The organism is Pseudomonas sp. GM60, assembly GCF_000282415.1.
In the GTDB taxonomy this organism is placed as follows: Bacteria; Pseudomonadota; Gammaproteobacteria; order Pseudomonadales; family Pseudomonadaceae; genus Aquipseudomonas; species Aquipseudomonas migulae.
Window position 1 is genome coordinate 1 of record NZ_AKJI01000039.1, and the last position, 20626, is coordinate 20626.

The following is a 20626-nucleotide window of genomic DNA, read 5'->3' on the forward strand; positions in this document are numbered from 1 at the left end:
AAGCCTCGCTCCTACAAATTACACATACCCGTAGGAGCGAGGCTTGCCCGCGAAGACGCCCTCAAGACGAATCAGTCGTCCAGGGCTTTCACCGATTTGGGCGACAACCGCAAGCTGCGCAGGCTGCGCTTGACGCTCTTGAGGTGGTTGACCAGGCTCGGCCCGCGCGCCATGGCTACGCCCATCGCCAACACGTCGATCACCACCAAATGAGCGATGCGCGAGGTCAGCGGTGTATAGATTTCGGTGTCTTCATGCACGTCGATGGCCAGGTTGACGGTCGACAGCTCGGCCAACGGAGTCTGGCTCGGGCACAAGGTGATCAACGAGGCACCGCTTTCACGCACCAGATTCGCGGTAATCAACAGATCCTTGGAACGCCCGGACTGGGAAATGCAGATCGCCACGTCAGTCGGCTTCAAGGTGACCGCCGACATCGCCTGCATGTGCGGGTCGGAATACGCGGCCGCCGTCAGTAGCAACCGGAAGAATTTGTGCTGGGCATCCGCCGCCACCGCACCTGAGGCGCCAAAGCCATAAAACTCGACACGCTGGGCCTGGGACATCAGCGATACCGCTCGCTGCAACTCCACCGGGTCGAGCTTCTCGCGAACCTCCATCAGGGTGTGCAGTGTGGTGTCGAAAATCTTCAGGCTGTAGTCGGCGACCGAATCGTCTTCATGGATCGCGAACTGGCCGAAGCTCGCACCGGCGGCCAGGCTTTGCGCCAGCTTCAGTTTCAGATCCTGAAACCCGGAACAACCGATGGCGCGGCAGAACCGAACGATGGTCGGCTCGCTGATGCCCACGCTGTGGGCCAGGTCGGCCATGGAGCTGTGCATCACCGCCGCCGGGTCAAGCAGCACGTGGTCGGCGACCTTGAGCTCCGACTTGCGTAACAGGTGGCGTGACTGGGCGATGTGTTGCAGCAGATTCAAGGGGCTGGACTCTTTGTTATTGGCAGGCGCCGGGGATGTAGCAAGCTTGTAGTTATACTACATGAATCGGCTTTTTGCCTGCTCAATGCGCAACCGAATCCCTCGTTTTCAGGCGTGCGCGCTTCATGTAGCACTCATTATCAGAGCGGCAACGCAACCGAAGCACACCCTTAGGCTAACAACCCTCCCTGATCGACTCACTCAAAGTAGCAGGGCCTTAGTTGCTATAAGAGCAAAAAAACAAAACACTCAAACTTACAAATACAAATAACAACCCTCTTCCAAAAACAACTTCGCCTAGTTACCTTGATCGTGCAGGAAGCAATCAAACTTAATTAAAGGAGTTACACACTATGAGCATTAAAACCAAAGACTGGACCGCACAAATTGACCGCATGCCTGGCGCCGCTTCTTTCCGCGCCTTCGGCACCGTAACCGTTGCAAACACAGGCATTACCCCTAAGCTGGTATTGACCGATCTTCAGGATAAATCCTTTGATCTGCGACTGGAGTTGATTCTTGAAAACTCCAACGGAATTTCGCTGCAAGTTGAAACAGACAAAGTTGTCGAATATAAAGCGCTGGGCAATTCCAATGTTTCCGGCGTGAGCATTTTCTATAAAGGTGAAAAAATTCACCACATCGATAAAGTTCTGATTACAAACTAAGTTTATAAACACCTTCCCGTCATTTTAGTGGCGGGAAGGTGTGATTGTGCGGCACACCTTCAGTAGGCGGATTGCGCTCGCAGAAGGTCCGCCAACCCACCCGCTTCTATCGGGCGACTGATCAAATACCCCTGCACTTCATCGCAGCGCTCAGCCTGCAAAAACTCAAGCTGCTCCGACCGCTCCACGCCTTCAGCCACCACCTTCAACGACAACCCGTGGGCCATCGCAATGATCGCCCGGGTGATCGCCGCATCCACGCTCCCCTCCCCCAGGCCGCGAATGAATGCCTGATCGATCTTCACGTAATCCACCGGGATGCGCTTGAGGTAGCTCAGGGACGAATAGCCGGTGCCGAAATCGTCGATGGCCAGCTTCACCCCAAGATCACGCAGCTGCTGGAACGTCGCGATGATGTGCTCAACGCTGTCCAGCAACTGGCTTTCGGTAAGCTCCAGTTCGAGGTAGTGCGGTGCCAGGCCGGTTTCTTCCAATACCTGACGCACCAGACTGACCAGCTTGCCCTGGCGCAATTGATGCACCGACAAATTGACCGACACCCGAATCGGTTCCAGCCCCTGACGCTGCCATTCGCAGGCTTGCCAGCACGCCTGTCGCAACACGAACTCGCCGATCGGGCCGATCAGCCCGGTTTCCTCGGCCAGGCCGATGAAGTCCGACGGCGGCACGCGGCCCATGGTCGGGTGATCCCAGCGCACCAATGCCTCGGCGGCATTCAGCCGGCCTGTGGCGAGGCAAAGCTTGGGTTGGTAAAACACTTTCAGTTGTTTTTCTTCGATGGCTTTACGCAGCTGGTTTTCCAGCTGCAAACGCTCAAGCGTGCTGGCTTGCAGACTGTCGGTGTAGAACTGGAAATTGTTGCCGCCCAAGTGTTTGGCGTGTTGCATGGCCATGTTCGACTGACTCACCAGCGCGGAGATTTCCCGTGCGTTGTCCGGCAACATGCTGATGCCCATGGACGCGCTGACCACCAGCTCATGCCCCTCGACCGTCACCGGCAAACGCAGCTTGGCCGACAGGCGAGTCGCCACCCGCGCCAGGCTCGAAAGGTTGCCGTAAGCGTCGAACAGCACGGCGAACTCATCGCCGGACAATCGGGCGATGGTGTCTGCTTCCGGCAGAGCATTGACCAGCCGCCGGGACATTTTCTGCAACAGCTGATCGGCGATTTCATGGCCAAGGCTGTCGTTGAGCAACTTGAAGCGATCAAGGTTGATGTGCAACAGCGCCAGACTGCGCCCGCCCTGGCGCACGCGCTGATGGGCTTCACGCAACCTTTCGCGGAACAATGAACGGTTGGCCAGGCCAGTCAGTTCATCGTAGTGCGTCAGGTAGCGCATGCGCTCTTCGGATTCGCGCCGCGCCGAGAGATCGGCGAAGAAGCCGACGATATGGCTGACATTTCCCCGCGTATCGCGCACGGCGTTCAATTGCAGCCATTGCGGATACAGCTCGCCGTTCTTGCGCGTTTCCACCAGCTCGCCCTGCCAACTGCCGTGTTGCTCCAGCGCCTGATGAATCGCCCCGTAGTGGCGACGGGCATCGCGACTGCACGGCAGCTCCACGACGTTACGCCCGAGCATGTCGTCGATGTCGTAGCCCGTTAAGCGGCTGAACGCCTGGTTTACCGCGATAAGTGCGTAATTCGGATCGAAAATCATGATGCCTTCGCTGGCGGCCTCGAACACCGTCGCCGCCAGTTGCTGCTGGGCTTCCAGACTTTTGCTGGCGCTGATGTCGCGGCGGGTGCCGACCATGCGGATCACCCGACCGCCGTCACTGCGCTCCACCGCTCGACCGCGGTCCTCGATCCAGACCCAATGACCATCGCCATGGCGCACGCGGTATTCGATCTGATAGTCCTCGCTGCGGCCCTTCAGATGCTCGACCAGTGCGCGCCTCAGCGACGGCAAGTCCTCGGGATGCAGGCGCGGCTTGAGGTGACGCAGCATGGCCGTCACGAATTCCGGCTCCAGGCCGAACAACTCTTGAATATGGGTGTGATGGACTTCGTCGGTTTGCAGGTTCCAGTCCCACAGCCCCAGTTCACTGGCCTTCAAGGCCAGCGCCAGGCGCGCCTCGCTTTTGCTCAGAGCCTGGTTGGCAGCATCCAGCTCCAGGCTGCGCTGGGCGACGCGGCTTTCCAGCCCAATCTGAATTTCTCGCAACTCGTCTTCGGCACGACGGCGCTGTTCGATTTCTTTGGCAAGATCATGGTTCAGCTGGTCGCTACGGCTCTGGGCCTGCTGCAAGTGCTCGATCAATGCCTGATTCTGGAAGCGGCGCAACAACCCACGATCAATCAGCCGATTGACCTGCCAGGCGACCACGCTCAACGCCCCCAGCAAAATCAGGCCGAACCAGCCCCAGCCCTGCTCCTGCTCGTCACCGCCCCAGAACAGATAGGCGATGGCCGGTAACAGGCACGGCAAGGTGAAGGACAGGAAGGCTGGCAGGCTGACGGCGTAAGCGACGCTGGCCGAGAGGGCTGCCGCGCCGATCAGGCCGAACACCCAGGCTTGCTGGATGAAATTGTCGGCGGGCACCAGGGCAATGCCGGCGCCGGCCAGGGTCAGGCCGGTCATGGCCGAACCGAGCAAAAACATGCGACGCCAGACCGGATGGGCCTGGCGATTGGGAATGGCCGAATCGAAAGCGGCGACCTGAATCACCCGCAGCGCCACCAGCGACAACAGCCACACCAGCCAGACGCTGACCAGGAAGTAGCGCTGCGGACTCCAGAGCAGTCCCGCACACACCAGGCCATTGATCAGCATGAACAGCGTCGGCAGCAACGAGCCTTGATAAAGCAGGCGCGTGCGCTCGACCGCCATTTCCATGGCGTACTGTTTGCGGATAACCCGGGGCTCCACAGTGGGGCCCGACAGGTCGGAGCTGAGGGTCATAGGCAATGTTCTTGTTCTTATAATGATGAGCATGAGCCCGAAACGTGGACGGAGCATACACAAGCCAATGCCCTTACCAAACTGCTCCAGATCATAATTTCTGCAAAAGCCCGGAGCCCTTTTACCCCCTGAAAACGCTGGAAGCGAGCCCCGTCAACGCCTGCAGCCAGTGACCGACCGGTCGTCCTTCGCGTTTCTTTCATCGGCTAAAGCAAAGCGGGGTTTGCCCGGTGTGGCGCCGCCCCCTAGAATGCCCCGATGCGCGATGATCTCTCCCTTCTGCTGAACTCCCTCAACGATGCCCAACGCCAGGCCGTAGCTGCCTCCGTGGGTCGTCAGTTGGTCCTGGCCGGTGCTGGTTCCGGTAAAACCCGAGTGCTGGTGCACCGTATCGCCTGGTTGATCCAGGTCGAAAACGCCTCGCCCCACTCAATCCTGTCGGTGACCTTCACCAACAAGGCCGCTGCCGAGATGCGTCATCGCATCGAGCAGTTGATGGGTATTAACCCGGCCGGCATGTGGGTCGGCACTTTCCACGGCCTGGCGCACCGCTTGCTGCGGGCGCACTGGCAGGAAGCCGGCCTGAGCCAGACCTTCCAGATTCTCGACAGCGACGACCAGCAACGCCTGGTCAAACGCGTTATTCGCGAATTGGGTCTGGACGAGCAACGCTGGCCGGCCCGTCAGGCCCAGTGGTTCATCAACGGGCAGAAAGACGAAGGTCTGCGTCCGCAACACATTCAAGCCAGCGGCGACCTGTTCCTGGCGACCATGCGCAGCATTTATGAGGCCTACGAGGCCGCGTGCCTGCGCGCTGGCGTGATCGATTTCTCCGAATTGCTGCTGCGCGCCCTCGACCTGTGGCGCGATCACCCGGGTTTGCTGGCGCACTATCAGAAGCGCTTCCGGCACATTCTGGTGGACGAATTCCAGGACACCAACGCCGTGCAGTACGCCTGGCTGCGACTGTTGGCCAAGGGCGGCGACAGCCTGATGGTGGTGGGCGACGACGATCAGTCGATCTACGGCTGGCGCGGCGCGAAAATCGAGAACATCTATCAGTACTCCGACGATTTCCCGGACGCCGAGACCATTCGTCTGGAGCAGAACTACCGCTCCACTGCCGGCATCCTCAAGGCAGCCAACGCCCTGATCGCCAACAACACTGGGCGCATGGGCAAAGAGCTGTGGACCGACGGCGGCGAAGGCGAAGCGATCAATCTGTACGCGGCGTTCAACGAACACGATGAAGCGCGCTACGTGGTGGAAACCATCGAAAGCGCGCTGAAAACCGGCTTGGCTCGCAGCGATATCGCGATTTTGTACCGCTCCAACGCCCAATCCCGCGTTTTGGAAGAAGCCTTGCTGCGCGAGCGCATCCCGTACCGCATCTATGGCGGTCAGCGCTTCTTCGAGCGGGCTGAAATCAAGAACGCCATGGCTTACCTGCGCTTGCTGGAAGGCCGGGGCAACGATGCGGCGCTGGAGCGGGTGATCAACGTTCCGGCACGCGGCATCGGCGAAAAAACCGTTGAAGCGATTCGCGACCATGCGCGCCACAGTGATGTGTCGATGTGGGAAGCCATGCGCCTGCTGGTCGCCAATAAAGGCCTGACCGGTCGCGCAGCGGGTGCGCTTGGCGCGTTTATCGAGCTGATCGAGAACCTCGCCGCCAAGTGCATGGAAATGCCGCTGCACCTGATGACCCAGACCGTCATCGAGCAGTCCGGACTGATTGCCTATCACGAAGCGGAAAAAGGCGAAAAAGGCCAGGCCCGGGTAGAAAACCTTGAGGAGCTGGTCAGCGCAGCGCGCAACTTCGAGAACGCTGAAGAAGACGAGGACCTGACCCCACTGGCGGCGTTCCTCGGTCATGCGTCGCTGGAGGCGGGTGACACTCAGGCCGATGAGCACGAAGACAGCATTCAGCTGATGACGTTGCACAGCGCCAAAGGCCTGGAATTCCCTTACGTGTTCCTGGTGGGCATGGAAGAAGGCCTGTTCCCGCACAAGATGAGCCTGGAAGAGCCGGGTCGTCTTGAGGAAGAGCGCCGTTTGGCCTACGTCGGCATTACCCGGGCGATGCAGAACCTGGTGATGACCTATGCTGAAACCCGACGCCTGTATGGCAGCGAAACCTACAACAAGGTGTCGCGTTTCGTACGTGAAGTGCCGAAAGGCCTGATTCAGGAAGTGCGCCTGTCCAACAGTGTCAGTCGCCCGTTTGGCGGCGGCCAGCAGCAGAGTTCCAGCAGCCTGTTTGGCGGCAGCGAGATTCCCGACACCGGGTTCAGCCTCGGTCAGACCGTACGGCATTCGGTGTTTGGCGACGGCGTGATCCTGAACTTCGAAGGTGCCGGCGCGCAGGCCCGGGTGCAGGTGAACTTCAGCGAAGGCAGCAAGTGGCTGATGTTGGGTTACGCCAAACTGGAAGCGATCTAAGGGCCACAGAGGTCCAATGTGGGAGCGGGCTTGCTCGCGAAGGCAGCACCGCGGTTTGTCAGAAACACCGCGTTATCGTTCTTCGCGAGCAAGCCCGCTCCCACAGGGTTTCACGTTGAACCTACCTCAACGGGCTGATCTGAAAAGGCGAAATCATGGGCTCAGGTTTCTTTTCTTCCTGGACATTCTGGGCCCTGATGTCGGCAGCCTTTGCCGCCATGACCGCGATCTTTGCCAAAATTGGTATCGAAAACGTCAACTCCGACTTCGCCACTTTGCTGCGCACTGTGGTGGTGTTGGTCAGCCTGGCCTTGATTTTGTACGCCACGGGCCAATATCAGTCATTAGGATCGATCTCGGCCAGGAGCTACCTGTTCCTGCTGCTGTCGGGACTGGCCACCGGCGCCTCGTGGATCTGCTACTTCCGCGCATTGAAACTGGGGCCGGCCTCGCTGGTCGCTCCGGTGGACAAACTCAGTGTGGTACTGGTGGCGGTGCTCGGCGTGATCTTGCTGGGTGAAAAACTCGACCTGCGCCAATGGGGCGGAATCGGCCTGATCACGGCCGGTGTGGTCATGCTTGCGCTACGACGCTAGGCCCCTTCCTACAGAACCTATCCACTCGTCCTACGGGCCGAAGTTAACAGGCCTTATTGCCCTGACTGAAGCTGAACACGACCTGTCAGGCAAAAGCCCGAAACACTCTGCCGCTAGCCAGTAACACTTCAGCTGTGCAACATGGCGCGCGTGCCATCCACAAATGGGAATTCCCTTTATGAAACGTTTTCTTAGCATCGCCATGGCGTTGTGCATCGGCCTGACGATGAGCCTCGACGCCAACGCCAAGCGCTTTGGTGGCGGCAAGAGCTCCGGCGCTGCGCCGACTCACCAGACCAGCCAAATGGCTCCTTCTTCTGCTGCAGGTGGCGCTGCTGCCACTGCAGGCGCGGCCGGTGCCGCTGGCGCTGCCACCAAGGCCGGCGGTGCTTCGCGCTGGCTCGGCCCTCTGGCCGGTATCGCGGCCGGTGGCCTGCTGGCTTCCATGTTCATGGGCGGCGGCTTCGAGGGCATGCAGTTCTTCGACATCCTGATCATGGCCGTCATTGCCTTCCTGGTCTTCCGTTTCATCGCCGCTCGTCGTCGCAAGCAACAGGAGCACCTGGCTCCGGCTGGCGCACCGATGCAGCGTGAAGTGTTCGAGCAGAAGCCAAGCGCAATGGGTTCGATCTTCGGTGGTTCGGCCGCTCCGGTTGCCGCCCGTCCGGTCATCAACGCGCCAGCCTGGTTCAATGAAAAGAACTTCATTGAAGCGGCCCGCAACCACTTCCAGTCCCTGCAGCAACACTGGGACGCCAACGAAATGGACAAGATCGCCGAGTTCGTGACCCCGCAGCTGCTTGAGTTCCTCAAGCGCGAACGTGCCGATCTGGGTGAGGGCTTCCAGTCCACCTACATTGATAACCTCAATGTTCAACTGGATGGCGTCGATGATCGCGCCGACAAGACCATCGCCACCCTGACCTTCAGCGGTGTGTCGAAAACCTCGCGTTTCGACCAGGGCGAAGTGTTCAGTGAAAGCTGGAACATGGAACGTCCACAGGGCGAAAACCAGCCTTGGCTGGTTGCCGGTATCCGCCAGAACGGCTGAACCGACCTGCGTTAAATGTGTCGCAACAAAAACCCCGGCCTCGGCCGGGGTTTTCTATTTCACGGTTGCATCTATAGCGAGCTACTGTATAAACCGCCCCAACTAAACCGCGCCATACAAGCAAGAGGATCCCGGACGTGGAAGAAATCATCGAACAACTGCGTGAAGCCAACGAACCGGTACCGGTCCCCTTGGAGCTGCCCGACGAAGATCTGCTGGTCGAAATCGAAGAACAACTGTTCATCGACATCCCATTTGTTTTCAGAGAATTTTTGCTGACCGTCAGCGACGTGGTCTACGGCAGCCTGGAGCCGGTGACCGTCACCGACCCGCAATCCCACACCTACCTGCCGGACGTTGCCGCCAACGCCTGGGACGCCGGTGTCGATCGCAGCCTGATCCCTATCTGCCAGGACGGTGATGACTACTACTGCGTCGAAGAAGACGGCACTGTAGTGCTGTGGCAAGCCGAAGAAGAGCTGATCGCCGAAGAAACCTGGGAATCGGTGTGGCACTGGGCGCGAGACGTCTGGCTGGAAAGCTGAGCCGTCTGACGCGCCGCGTGGTCAATGCCCCGAAGATTCCTTGTGATTGTCCAGGGTTTCCAGCAAGGCCACCTGCATCCGCGTGTGCACGCGGATGAACCAGCGCCAGAGCAGCGCCGCCACGGCGGCAGCGACCACGACAATTAACACCAGCAACTTGTTGGTCGGCAGAATACTGGCCGACAAGGCTGCCAACAGCAGGAAGATCACCAACAGCGAAAGGATCGGGATCACCTCGGCGATCACCCGACGCACTCGCTGCGTGTGACGGCCGGCCATCTCCGGTTTCACGCCCATCTCCGCCAACAACATCGACAGCGCCTTGAGCTTGCGATAGGCGGCGATCAGGAACGGCAGCGACAACAGTAATGCCCCACCCCAGATCAACGCCTTCTGCCAGCTTGGGTCGCTGATCCAGTCTTGCAAATAGGGCGACATCCGCTCGGCAAAAAAAGCGCCCGAGAAAAAGATCGCAATCACCAGCGCCAGATTGACCCCCACCTGCAACAGAATCCTCCGGATCATCGACGCCAATAGCGCGCCCTCGCCTTGAGGCTGGATGCTGCGCAGCCATTCGCCATACATCCCCAATACGCGGCCCAACCGCTGCGGCATCACGCCAGCCAGTTTGATCGACAGCGGATCAGCCGCGCGGATCAGATACGGCGTCAGCAGCGTGGTGATCACCGACACCGCCACGGCGACCGGGTAGAGGAAGTTGCTGGTGACCTGCAGGGTCATCCCCAGTGCCGCGATGATGAAAGAAAATTCGCCAATCTGCGAAAGCCCCATCCCCACGCGCAGTGAGGTGCGTCCGTCATTGCCGGCGATAAAGGCACCGAGGCCACAGGACAGCATCTTGCCGAGTACCACAGCGACGGTAATGACTGCGATTGGCCAGGCGTATTGCAGCAGGATCATCGGGTCGAGCATCAGCCCGATGGCGACGAAAAAGATCGCACTGAACAGATCGCGAACCGGCTCGATCAGTCGCTCGATCTTCAGCAATTGCCGAGACTCGGCCATGATCGCGCCAATCAGGAACGCGCCGAGCACCATGCTGTATTCGAGCTTGACCACCAACAGGCAGAAGCCGAAACACAGGCCCAGCACGGTGATCAGCAGCATCTCGTTGCTTTCGAATTTGGCCACGTAGGCCAGCAGGCGCGGTACCAGCAGAATCCCGATCACCAGCGCGACGATCATGAACAGCGAGAGCTTGCCGACCGTGGAAAACACTTCGCCGGAACTGACCGTGCCACTGACCGCGATACTCGACAGCAAGGCGATGATGCCGATGCCGAGAATGTCCTCGACGATCAGTACGCCGAAAATCAGCTGCGCAAAACGCTCGTTTTTCATCTTCAGGTCATTGAGCGCCTTGACGATGATGGTGGTCGAAGAGATGGCCAGGATCGCGCCGAGGAACAGCGAGTCCATGGTGTTCCAGTCGAACCAGCGGCCGATTTCGTAGCCGATCCAGATCATCAGCACGATTTCCAGGAACGCCGCGATAAACGCCGTGGCGCCGACCTTGAACAGTTTGCGCAGGCTGAACTCCAGGCCCAGGCAGAACATCAGGAAAATCACCCCGAGTTCGGCGAGGGTCTTGATGGTTTCTTCGTCGTGGATCAGGCCGAAGGGTGGCGTGTGCGGGCCAATGATGAACCCGGCGACGATGTAGCCGAGGACGACCGGTTGTTTGAGGCGGTGAAACAGTACGGTCACCACGCCTGCGACCAGCATGATCACTGCCAGATCCTGAATAAAACTGATGGCATGCATGGCGTGGGGCTCCTTAAGGTCGACTTTCGGAGGTTAACACCGCGACTTCCGCCAGAAAGGCGGTGCAATATATGGAAACAGATCGATCCGGCGTGACGGCGATCACCCGCCCGGCGTCCCGATAACTGTGGTTTGAAAAAAACCGAACAGGCACCCGCAGAGGTGCACTCCTCCGAAACCTGCCTTGAACCGTGAGAACGTTATGGAACCCGGAAACGCCCAGCTGTCGATGACGGTACTGATGACTCCCGACATGGCCAACTTCTCTGGCAATGTCCACGGCGGCACCTTGCTCAAGTACCTGGACGAAGTGGCCTACGCCTGCGCCAGCCGCTATGCCGGCCGCTACGTGGTGACCCTGTCGGTGGATCAGGTGATTTTTCGCGAGCCGATCCATGTCGGCGAACTGGTGACCTTCCTGGCGTCGGTCAACTACACCGGCAACACCTCCATGGAGGTCGGCATCAAGGTGGTGACCGAAAACATCCGCGAGCGCTCGGTGCGCCACACCAACAGCTGCTTCTTCACCATGGTCGCGGTGGATGACGACCGTAAACCGGCCGCCGTACCGCCGCTGCAACCACAGAACAGCGAAGACAAACGCCGCTACATGCAGGCCCAGCAGCGTCGGCAGATTCGTCAGGAGCTGGAAAAGCGGTATCAGGAGATCAAGGGCGACGCCTGAGGTCTGTTATCAGCCTCAGATAGCTTTCGCGAGCAAGCCCGCTCCCACAGTTGATCTTTAGTGGACACATATTTTGTGTACGACTAAGAACAAGTGTGGGAGCGGGCTTGCTCGCGAATGGGTCCGACGCGAATTCAGAGGCTGATCGCGGTCGCTTCAAACCGCACACGCGGATGCGCAATACGGTCCTGCGCCCGCACCAGCTCCAACTCGTAGCTGGCGCACGCCTGGGTCTCCAGCAGCACTTCATGCACCGCCGACGCAGCAAATTCGAACGCAGCCACCAGGCTGTCGCCCAGCAGCACACGCGCCAGAAACAGGCCGGACGTCAGGTCGCCAACGCCCACCGGCTGACGCGGAAACGCCAGCATTGGACGTCGCAGGTGCCAGCTGCCTTCGCTCGTCACCAGCAACATTTCGAACACATCCTCCGGTTTGCCGGGATAGGCCAGATGCTTGACCAGCACCGCCTGCGGACCGCGTGCCAGCAACGCTTTCGCCATGGCCAGGCAATCGAACAGCGACTGCGGCTTGCGGCCCGAGAAGCTGTCCAGCTCAAGTTGGTTCGGGCACATGAAGTCCGCCATGGCTGCCGCTTCTTCCAGCAGAAAATCGCTGACTTCGGCCGGCACGCTGCACCCCTTCTCTGGATGGCCCATCACCGGGTCGCACAGATACAGTGCCTTGGGATTCATCGACTTGATCCGCGCCACGCCCGTCAGGATCGCCCGGCCCTGGGCTGCACTGCCGAGGTAACCGGACAACACCGCATCGCAATTGCCCAACTCGCCAATCGCTGCGATGCCTTCGACCAAATCGGGAATCTGCTGCGGTGCCAGCACGTCGCCCGCCCATTGCCCGTATTGGGTGTGGTTGGAGAACTGCACGGTATTGAGCGGCCAGACATTCACCCCGACCCGCTGCATCGGGAAAACCGCGGCGCTGTTGCCAGCGTGGCCGAACACCACGTGGGACTGAATGGCGAGCAGATGGGGCGTACGTTTCATGCGGTGAGTTTTCCGTAAACCGATTGAAATTCAAGCCGCGCAGTATGCGACTAAACGCAGCCTGTACGACAGACCGGCGACGCAGTTAAGCTGACACTATCTAGTTGGAGCACCCTGTTGATGCTGACCCTCGGAAATATCTTCGTGCTGATGCTGCTCGCCACTGGCGGCGCGTGGCTGTGGCACAACCATGGCTTGCGCGAGCGCGCGCTGGAGCGGGTCAAGCTGCATTGCGTCAAGCTCGGGATCGAGTTGCTGGACGGCAACGTGGCGCTGAAAAAAATCGCCTTCATCAAGGATGCCAACGGGCGGCGACGCTTGGCCCGCGTGTATAACTTCGAATTCACGGTGACTGGCGAAACCCGCCACAACGGCACCATCACCCAGTTCGGCGCCCACAGCGCGCAGATCGAACTGGCGCCCTACCCGATGCCGTTCGACGACACGCCTCCGGTGGTCGACGTGGCGAAGCCTCGCGCTGAAGTGATTGAGCTTAGTCAGTGGCGGCAAGAACACACAAAATGGCGTCCTTAATTCAACCGACAGTCGGCCAGTGCGCTCTGCAATGAATCAATCTCCTGCGGCTCACTGAAGATCAGCTCGATCCGCGAATCCCGACGCCACTCGCAGGGCTGCCACGCCAATGGCGAGTTATCCAGGGCATTCGCTGAAACCCAGCCGTCGCTGCTGTGGATAACCAGCTTCGCCCGCCGCCAGGCAAGGCTTTCAAGCCAACGGCCAACGCGCTCCGAATCAAACGTCTGGCTCGGATGCCAGCGCCAGCCAATGCTCCAGCCCCCCTCCTGCTCCTGACTCAAGCAAATCGGCACCTCGGGATCGGTCCAGACGGCCGGCATCTGCGCCATTCCTTGGGGTTGGATGAAGTTATCCACACCCACCACAGCCTTCGCCTCCAGGCCGGGCAACTCGCTCAGTGGCAGCCGCGCCTGCTGCGTCCAGTACACGCGCCGCGCCGGCAACTGCGCAACGATTCGCTGACGATCGCTCGTGTCGAGGTTTTCCGACTTGTTCAGCAGCAGCAACCCGGCGCTGCCCAACGCCTCCTGCTGCGTCACAGGCAGCGGTTTGCCGGCTGCCAGCGCTTGGGCGTCCAGCACCAGCACGCTGGGCTGGACGGCCAGCACACCCAACCACGGCGCCTCTTGCAGTTGCCTGAGCAACTGCGCCGGATGGCCTAGCCCGGACGGCTCGATAAACAACCGATCCGGCCGCGCCTTGCGCAGCAAACGTCCGAGGCCGATCTGAAACGGCGCACCATTGACGCAACACAAACAACCCCCGGCCACTTCGCCCAGTGCGATACCATCGGCGTCCCGGGTCAGCAACGCGGCGTCGAGGCCGATCTGGCCGAACTCGTTGATCAGCACCGCCCAGCGCTCGTTCGCCGGCCGCTGCGCCAACAGATGCTTGATCAAACTGGTCTTGCCTGCGCCCAAGGGGCCGGCAATGACGTGCGTGGGAATGTTCTGCAACATGGTCGGTGTTTTCTGAGGAGGTAAAGGATGCGGTTGATTGGCTGGACGTTGCTTCTGGCGCTGGTTTGCGGCGAGGCGCTGGCCCAGGCTTGCGTAGTACATAGCACGGCTGAGCGACTCGACGTGAAAGTCTGCCAGCAGAACCGCAACATCCCGGAAAAGCTCTTCGCTGACGGGTTCTGCCAGCCCAACCTTGCAGGCCAGAAAGTCGACGTGCAATACGTCGACCAATGCCCCGGCGGTGCATTCGGTGTATGCAGCAATGCCCAAGTCGCCAATATGCCTTACCGGCAGGATATTCACTATTACGGCGTGGCCACTGACGCGGCGTACCTGAAGCCGTTTTGCGAAGGCCAGAGCCAGGGCAACTGGCTCAAGCCTTGATTCGCTAACCCAACCAGTCGAGGGTCAGAATCAAACGGCGCTCGCCCGGCGCGAGTTGCGGCGAGCGGTGGATCAGGCCAAAGCCTTCGTTGCCGTGCCATTTCTCGCCCTTGAGTAAAGCCACGTAACCGCTGCCGATGTGCTGGATCAGCGAATCATCCGTGGGTTCGGCTTCGGGCTTGCTCAATTGGCGGCGATCCATTGCCCCTTCCTTCAGCCATTCGCTGCCGATTCCGGCGTACGTGGTGATCAAGCGCACGGGTACATGATCGACGTGAAAACGCGGGCACATGGCTTTGTCCAGAACCCGTAGACGCACGCCGATACGCTTGGCGCCCAACAGGCAGGCGAATGCGCTGACCAACCAGGAAACGTCGGCGATAAAGCCTTCGTAGCCCTCAAGATCGTTGAAGCCCGAGGCCAGTCCTTGCAGATTGGGCTCGGTGTCGTCAGCGGGCATTTCCAGAACCAGCGACTCGGCCAATGGCTCGTTCAGGGACAGCAACAATCGGCCGAAATCGGCGATGTGCACCGGGAGTCGGCGCTGCCAAATGGCGAGGTTCACGCCGTCGTCCAGAATCCGTGCGAGGGCTTGCGGCGTCTCGCCCTGAACCTGGCAAATGACCGGTCGTAACTTCAAGGTCGGCGCCAGCATCACGCGGCTTCCTCTTCATGCCAGGGGCCAAACGGATCTGGCAACAATCGCCAGCCCTCGACGCCGGACGCCATTTCTTCATCACTCAGCAGGCAGTCGTCGAGTTCCGCAGTGAGTAAGTTGAAGTCGATGTTCTGGCCAATGAACACCAGTTCCTGCCGGCAATCGCCAGTGGCGGCGGTCCAGTTTTCCATGATCCCGGCGGTGCTTTCTTCGTCCTGCGGCCATTGGGTTTTCGGCACGAAACGCCACCAGCGTCCGGCAAAACCATGGCGCATCAAACCGCCCGCCTGAGACCAACTGCCCGCGTCCATGGGTTTGCTCGCCAGCCAGAAAAAACCTTTCGAGCGCAGCAATTTGCCGTTCACCCACGGACGGTCGATGAAGCTGAAAAAGCGCTGTGGATGAAACGGCCTGCGTGCTCGATACGCCGTGGAAGCGATGCCGTATTCCTCGGTTTCCGGCACGTGCTCGCCGCGAAGCTCCTGCAACCAGCCAGGCGCCTGCGCCGCTTTTTCAAAGTCGAAACGACCGGTGTTGAGGATCTTTTTCAGCGGGATTTCGCCCATGACCATCGGGATGATTTCGGCTTGCGAGTTCAAACGCTCGAGGATCGCGATCAGCTCCTGACGCTCGCGGCTGCTGATCAAATCGATCTTGCTGATCAGGATCACGTCGGCGAATTCGATTTGCTCGATCAATAGATCGGTGATCGAGCGCTCGTCCTCTTCGCCCAGGGTTTCGCCACGCGAGGCGAGGCTTTCGGCGGCCTGATAATCGAGCAGGAAGTTCATGCCATCGACCACAGTGACCATGGTGTCGAGACGTGCGATGTCGGCCAGGCTTTGCCCTTCTTCGTCGCGGAAGGTGAAAGTTTCCGCCACGGGCAGGGGTTCGGAAATGCCGGTGGATTCGATCAGCAAGTAATCGAAGCGGCCGTCCCTGGCGAGTTGGCTGACTTCTTCGAGCAGGTCTTCGCGCAAGGTGCAGCAGATGCAGCCGTTGCTCATTTCCACGAGTTTTTCTTCGGCGCGGTTCAGGGTGACATCACGCTGAACTTCGCTGCCATCGATGTTGATTTCGCTCATGTCGTTGACGATCACGGCGACTCGCAGGTTGTCGCGGTTACGCAGCACGTAGTTGAGCAGCGTGCTTTTGCCGGCGCCGAGAAAGCCCGACAAAACGGTCACGGGGAGACGATTGGGCATCAGGTAATCCTCACAGGAGATGCCCGGTCGCAGTGTCGGGCTTAACTCAATGTTATAGTATAACAACGCAATTAAACCACTCCCCTCTTGCCGGCAGTGACAAAGGGCAGGATGCTGAAGCCCGTTCGCCCCGAGAGAAACCCCATGCGCACTGCCTTGAAATTAACGCTGATGAGCGTTTCGTTGCTGCTCGCCGTAGACGCCTGGGCGCAAATCCCGAGCCTGGCCAAATGCACCCGCAGCGCCAATCTGCTGGCCTGCGTGGATGCCGACGGCAACGCTTACAGCGTCAACACCGCCGGCAGCACGATCTACTTGCGGGGCTTCGAACGGGCGGGCAAGCGCTATTGGGCGCAAACCAACAGTCGCTACGGGCAACTGACATTCTTCACCGGGATCGCTTCCGACGGCGAAGCCTGGGTGGGCTACAACCGTCGGGTTGGCTGGACCACCATCAACCGGTTTTCCAGTTCCGGTGGCAGCAGTGCCAGGTTCACTTGCAGCCGGATTACCGGCTGCTAGGCCTGCGCTTTTTGCTGTTCCTGCTGCCAGGCGATGTAACTGTTGACCGGCGGATTCTTCTGGAAGTAGCGCTGTAATCCTTCGAACAATCCGTCAGCCACGGCCTGCTGATGCCGCGCCGTGACCAGCCGCTGACTGTCGCGAGCGTTGGAAATGAAGCCGGTTTCCACCAGGATCGAAGGCACGTCCGGCGATTTCAGCACGGCAAATCCTGCCTGCTCCACGCGCTTCTGATGCAACGTGGTGATGCCCGCCAGACTACCAAGCACCGTGTTGCCCAACTGCAAACTCGCGGCGAGGGTGGCGCTCATCGACATGTCGAGAATCACCCCGGCCAGCATCGGGTCCTTGTCCTTGAGATTGAGCAGGCTGGTGGCGCCCAGCAGGTCCGCGCCGTTCTCTCGCTGAGCCATGAAGCGCGCCGTGGCCGACGTCGCTCCGCCCTCAGACAAGCAATACACCGACGCGCCAGAAGCCGTGAGACGCGGCGCCGCATCGGCATGCACCGAGATGAACATGTCGGCGTTGTGTTTGCGGGCGATCTCCACGCGCTTGCGTAGCGGGACGAAGAAGTCGTCGTTGCGCACCAGTTTCACGTCGAAGCCCTTCTCCCGTTTCAGCCGTTTGGCCAGCAGCTGAGCGATGGACAACACCACGTCTTTCTCACGCTCGCCTTTGGCGCCGACTGCGCCTGGGTCTTTGCCGCCATGGCCGGGGTCGACCACCACGATGATGTCCCGTTTCGGGTGAGCCTTGTCGATGGCTGCCACGGGCGCGGCGGCTATTTGCAAGGGGGCCGCGGTCTTCAGGTCGAGCACCAGCCGATGACCCTGCCCGTCCTGCGGCGGCAACAAAAAGCTGTTGAGCTGCACCGGGCCGCTGAGGTCGAGGACGATCCGCGTATCGCCCTGACCAAAGTGCCCGGAGCGGATCGAGCGAATCACCGTGTTGCCAAGCACCAGCTGACTGAAGTCGCCACTGAGGTCGGCGCCACTGAGGTCAATGATCAGCCGCTCAGGCGCGCTCAGTGAAAAGGTTTTGTACTGCACCGGCCCGCTCAGATCGAACACCAGGCGCAGCTTGTCATCCGAGCGCCAGAGCCGCGCGTTGCGAATTTGCGTGGCGCCAACACCGAAGGGCAATGCGAAGGCCGCGCTGGCCAGGATCAAGTTGAGCAAGTGACGTCTGTGCATGGTGAAAGCCGCTCGTGAAAAAGGCGTAGTCGATTTTAATGTAATAACATAACATGTCGAACCGACTTCCACGATGGACCTGCTCATGAATGCGCTGACTCTGCCGGATATCGCCGCGCAGGCCTCACGCCAAGCCCTGCCACTTGAATGGGTGGGCATGTGCGGCATTGCTCTTCCAGTTTTGTTCGATGGCCAACGATTGAGCGCGAAGGCCGATGCGGGCGTGAGCCTCGATGATGGAGAAGCGCGCGGCATTCATATGTCGCGGCTGTACCTGGCGCTGGAAATGCTCGAACAGGAACGCCTGACACCCGCCCTGTTGCGGCGGGTCCTGCAGCGATTTCTCGATACCCATGAAGGTCTATCCAACAGCGCTTACCTGAACATTCACGCAGATTTACTGCTCAAACGGCCAGCGCTGATCAGTCCATTGTCCGGTTGGAAATCCTATCCAGTCAGCATCAATGCGCGTTTGAAAAACGCGATGTTCCACGTGGAACTAAACATCGACATCCCCTATTCCTCAACTTGCCCCTGTTCAGCTGCACTGGCGCGGCAGTTGATTCAGCAGCAATTCGTCGACGACTTTGCCAACCAGCCACTGCAACACGCCGATGTTTTGGCTTGGCTCGGCACCACAAAAGGCATCGTTGCCACGCCTCACAGCCAACGCAGCAATGCGCAGTTGAGGCTGCGTCTCGATGATTATCTTGATGACCTGCCACTGATTGCGCTGATCAACGATGCCGAAGCCGCCCTCGGCACCGCCGTGCAAACCGCGGTAAAGCGTGCCGACGAACAAGCCTTCGCGCTGGCCAATGGTCAAAACCTGATGTTCTGCGAAGACGCCGCTCGCCGTTTGAATCTGGCGTTGAAGCGCTCCCCCGGTATCAATGCCTTCCACTTGAAAGTCGTCCACGCCGAGAGCCTGCACGCCCACGACGCCGTCGCCGAAAGCCGATGGAATTGGGAGGCCGCATGATTCGCTGCGAGGCATTGCGCTGGGGTGCACCGGGCCAACCGCTCACGCCGCCGGTAGATTTCGAACTGAACCAAGGCAGCCTGACCGCCGTGATCGGCGCCAACGGCTCAGGCAAAAGCAGCCTGCTGAAAGTCATCGCCGGCCTGCAAAAACCACTGACCGGCAAAGTGATCCTTGATGTTCCACGCAAAGGCTCACTCTCGTTCCTTCCCCAGCAACAGCACCTCGACCGGCAATTTCCGATCAGTCTGCAAGAGTTGGTCGCCGCGGGTTTCTGGGGCAGCAAGCAATCCCCCGAAGTCCGAAGCCAACGCCTTAAAGCCGCACTGGAAAACTGGTGCCTGACCGGTCTGGAGCAGCGCCCGTTGATGGCCCTCTCCGGCGGCGAATTGCAGCGCGCCCTGCTCGCCCGATTGAGCCTCGCCGAAGCGCCCTTGTTGTTGCTCGATGAACCTCACGCCGCCATCGATGAACTCGGTCAATCTCTGCTGTGGAAAAACATCCACGCCTGGCACGCAGAAGGTCGAACCCTGGTGGTCGTGTGTCACGACCTCGCTGCCGTGCGCCAACACATTCCTCAAACGCTGTTGATCAAAAGCAGCGGCTGCGTCCTTGGCTCAAGCACCGAGCTTATCCGCCAACAACCACAGACGCAGGTGGCCTGATGCTCGCCGCTGCCCATCTTTGGCAACCATTCCACGAGTTCGTGTTCATGCGCCGGGCACTGCTCGGTGGATTGGTGTTGGCCTGCAGCACGGCACCGCTCGGCGTATTTCTGATCCTGCGACGCATGAGTCTGATCGGTGACGCGGTTGCTCACGGCATCCTGCCCGGCGCCGCGCTCGGCTTCTGGTTTGCCGGGCTGAGCTTGCCGGCATTGACCTTCGGCGGCCTCGGTGCGGGCTTGAGCATGGCCGGGCTCGCTGCATGGATCACCCGCCGCACCGGCCTGCGAGAAGATGCGAGCCTCGCCGCAATCTACCCAATCTCCCTCGCCAGCGGCGTGCTGATCCTCGGCATCGCCGGTAAACGCCTGGACCTGCTGCACCTGCTTTTTGGCTCGGCGTTGGCGGTCGACGGTCCGACGTTGACCGGCATGTTGTGGGTCTCAGGGCTCAGCCTTATCGCCATGGCACTCATCTACAAACCGTTGTTGCTGGACACCCTCGACCCACTGTTTCTGCAAACCGTCAGCCGTCTTGGTCCGTTGGCACACGGCGTATTCCTGACATTGGTGGTGCTGAATCTGGTGATCGGATTTCAAGCCATTGGTGCGTTGATGGTCGTCGGTCTGATGATGTTGCCCGCCGCCGCGTCGCGTTTCTGGAGTCGACGCTTGCCCGTGTTGATGGCCATCGCCGGGGTGTTCGGCTGCCTCTCGGTATGGCTCGGCTTGTTGCTGTCGTTCTACTACTCGCTGCCCAGCGGCCCGGCGATCGTGCTGGTGGCTGGCGGCGGGTATCTGCTGTCCGTGGTGTTCGGACCGGTGCACGGCTTGCTGCGCCGCCCGCCCTTGCTCACATCCCAATGAGGTGTTTCCCG

Annotated in this window: 20 protein-coding genes; 12 read left to right on the forward strand and 8 right to left on the reverse strand. The window is 60.0% G+C overall.

What is annotated here, in order from left to right:
- Positions 1 to 71: 71 nt before the first annotated feature.
- Entirely contained in the window at positions 72 to 938 is an 867-nt protein-coding gene (gene hexR, locus PMI32_RS19470) for a transcriptional regulator HexR (protein WP_008027445.1), read from the reverse strand.
- Between the two features lie 353 nt (positions 939 to 1291).
- On the opposite strand from hexR, the gene PMI32_RS19465 reads away from it, so the two are divergent.
- Positions 1292 to 1606: a hypothetical protein gene (locus PMI32_RS19465; protein WP_008027448.1), complete on the forward strand. Its 315-nt coding sequence runs from the start codon at positions 1292 to 1294 to the stop codon at positions 1604 to 1606.
- Positions 1607 to 1665: 59 nt separating this feature from the next.
- Here PMI32_RS19465 and PMI32_RS19460 read toward each other — a convergent pair whose 3' ends face one another.
- Positions 1666 to 4533: an EAL domain-containing protein gene (locus PMI32_RS19460; protein ID WP_008027449.1), complete on the reverse strand. Its 2868-nt coding sequence runs from the start codon at positions 4531 to 4533 to the stop codon at positions 1666 to 1668.
- Positions 4534 to 4791: 258 nt separating this feature from the next.
- On the opposite strand from PMI32_RS19460, the gene uvrD reads away from it, so the two are divergent.
- The 4 genes from uvrD to PMI32_RS19440 all read left to right on the forward strand — a co-directional run bounded on the left by uvrD (position 4792) and on the right by PMI32_RS19440 (position 9167).
- Positions 4792 to 6975 (forward strand): DNA helicase II, encoded by a 2184-nt coding sequence (gene uvrD / locus PMI32_RS19455; protein WP_008027451.1) that lies wholly within the window; start codon positions 4792 to 4794, stop codon positions 6973 to 6975.
- 155 nt (positions 6976 to 7130) lie between these two features.
- Positions 7131 to 7571, forward strand: coding sequence for an EamA family transporter (locus PMI32_RS19450; RefSeq protein WP_007934436.1), 441 nt, complete (start codon positions 7131 to 7133; stop codon positions 7569 to 7571).
- A 178-nt stretch (positions 7572 to 7749) separates the two neighbouring features.
- Positions 7750 to 8622 carry a Tim44 domain-containing protein gene (locus PMI32_RS19445; protein WP_008027453.1) on the forward strand — a complete coding sequence of 291 codons (873 nt, stop codon included), beginning with the start codon at positions 7750 to 7752 and terminating at the stop codon, positions 8620 to 8622.
- A 137-nt stretch (positions 8623 to 8759) separates the two neighbouring features.
- A complete protein-coding gene (locus PMI32_RS19440; RefSeq protein WP_003187120.1) occupies positions 8760 to 9167 on the forward strand; it encodes an SMI1/KNR4 family protein in 408 nt (135 codons plus the stop codon).
- 21 nt (positions 9168 to 9188) lie between these two features.
- On the opposite strand, the gene PMI32_RS19435 is transcribed toward PMI32_RS19440, so the two are convergent.
- Positions 9189 to 10952, reverse strand: a complete 1764-nt coding sequence (locus PMI32_RS19435; protein ID WP_008027455.1) for a cation:proton antiporter — start codon at positions 10950 to 10952, stop codon at positions 9189 to 9191.
- A gap of 202 nt (positions 10953 to 11154) precedes the next feature.
- On the opposite strand from PMI32_RS19435, the gene PMI32_RS19430 reads away from it, so the two are divergent.
- Positions 11155 to 11637, forward strand: coding sequence for an acyl-CoA thioesterase (locus tag PMI32_RS19430; protein ID WP_008027457.1), 483 nt, complete (start codon positions 11155 to 11157; stop codon positions 11635 to 11637).
- Positions 11638 to 11771: 134 nt separating this feature from the next.
- On the opposite strand, the gene pdxY is transcribed toward PMI32_RS19430, so the two are convergent.
- Positions 11772 to 12644 (reverse strand): pyridoxal kinase PdxY, encoded by an 873-nt coding sequence (gene pdxY / locus PMI32_RS19425; RefSeq protein ID WP_008027459.1) that lies wholly within the window; start codon positions 12642 to 12644, stop codon positions 11772 to 11774.
- A gap of 120 nt (positions 12645 to 12764) precedes the next feature.
- On the opposite strand from pdxY, the gene PMI32_RS19420 reads away from it, so the two are divergent.
- The gene (locus PMI32_RS19420; RefSeq protein ID WP_008027461.1) at positions 12765 to 13178 is read left to right on the forward strand and encodes a DUF3301 domain-containing protein; all 414 of its coding nucleotides are present in this window, start codon (positions 12765 to 12767) and stop codon (positions 13176 to 13178) included.
- On the opposite strand, the gene PMI32_RS19415 is transcribed toward PMI32_RS19420, so the two are convergent.
- On the reverse strand, positions 13175 to 14140 hold the full coding sequence (locus PMI32_RS19415) for a CobW family GTP-binding protein (protein WP_008027464.1): 966 nt from the start codon (positions 14138 to 14140) through the stop codon (positions 13175 to 13177). The two genes, PMI32_RS19420 and PMI32_RS19415, sit on opposite strands and share 4 nt — an antisense overlap.
- 27 nt (positions 14141 to 14167) lie before the next feature.
- Here PMI32_RS19415 and PMI32_RS19410 point away from each other — a divergent pair, with 27 nt between their 5' ends.
- Positions 14168 to 14524, forward strand: coding sequence for a hypothetical protein (locus PMI32_RS19410; protein WP_008027465.1), 357 nt, complete (start codon positions 14168 to 14170; stop codon positions 14522 to 14524).
- A 4-nt stretch (positions 14525 to 14528) separates the two neighbouring features.
- On the opposite strand, the gene PMI32_RS19405 is transcribed toward PMI32_RS19410, so the two are convergent.
- Both PMI32_RS19405 and zigA read right to left on the reverse strand, forming a co-directional pair.
- Entirely contained in the window at positions 14529 to 15179 is a 651-nt protein-coding gene (locus PMI32_RS19405; RefSeq protein ID WP_008027467.1) for a DUF1826 domain-containing protein, read from the reverse strand.
- Positions 15179 to 16387 (reverse strand): zinc metallochaperone GTPase ZigA, encoded by a 1209-nt coding sequence (zigA, locus tag PMI32_RS19400; protein ID WP_008027470.1) that lies wholly within the window; start codon positions 16385 to 16387, stop codon positions 15179 to 15181. The genes PMI32_RS19405 and zigA overlap by 1 nt, the downstream gene beginning before the upstream one ends.
- Before the next feature lie 144 nt (positions 16388 to 16531).
- On the opposite strand from zigA, the gene PMI32_RS19395 reads away from it, so the two are divergent.
- Positions 16532 to 16909, forward strand: a complete 378-nt coding sequence (locus PMI32_RS19395) for a hypothetical protein (RefSeq protein WP_008027472.1) — start codon at positions 16532 to 16534, stop codon at positions 16907 to 16909.
- On the opposite strand, the gene PMI32_RS19390 is transcribed toward PMI32_RS19395, so the two are convergent.
- A complete protein-coding gene (locus PMI32_RS19390; RefSeq protein ID WP_008027474.1) occupies positions 16906 to 18102 on the reverse strand; it encodes an N-acetylmuramoyl-L-alanine amidase in 1197 nt (398 codons plus the stop codon). The two genes, PMI32_RS19395 and PMI32_RS19390, sit on opposite strands and share 4 nt — an antisense overlap.
- An 85-nt stretch (positions 18103 to 18187) precedes the next feature.
- Here PMI32_RS19390 and folE2 point away from each other — a divergent pair, with 85 nt between their 5' ends.
- The 3 genes from folE2 to PMI32_RS19375 are packed head-to-tail and all read left to right on the forward strand — an operon-like array spanning position 18188 to position 20615.
- Entirely contained in the window at positions 18188 to 19084 is an 897-nt protein-coding gene (gene folE2 / locus PMI32_RS19385; protein ID WP_008027475.1) for a GTP cyclohydrolase FolE2, read from the forward strand.
- Positions 19081 to 19749, forward strand: a complete 669-nt coding sequence (locus PMI32_RS19380) for a metal ABC transporter ATP-binding protein (RefSeq protein WP_008027477.1) — start codon at positions 19081 to 19083, stop codon at positions 19747 to 19749. Before folE2 ends, PMI32_RS19380 begins: the two co-directional genes overlap by 4 nt.
- Positions 19749 to 20615, forward strand: a complete 867-nt coding sequence (locus PMI32_RS19375) for a metal ABC transporter permease (protein ID WP_008027479.1) — start codon at positions 19749 to 19751, stop codon at positions 20613 to 20615. The genes PMI32_RS19380 and PMI32_RS19375 overlap by 1 nt, the downstream gene beginning before the upstream one ends.
- The last annotated feature ends 11 nt before the right edge of the window (positions 20616 to 20626 follow it).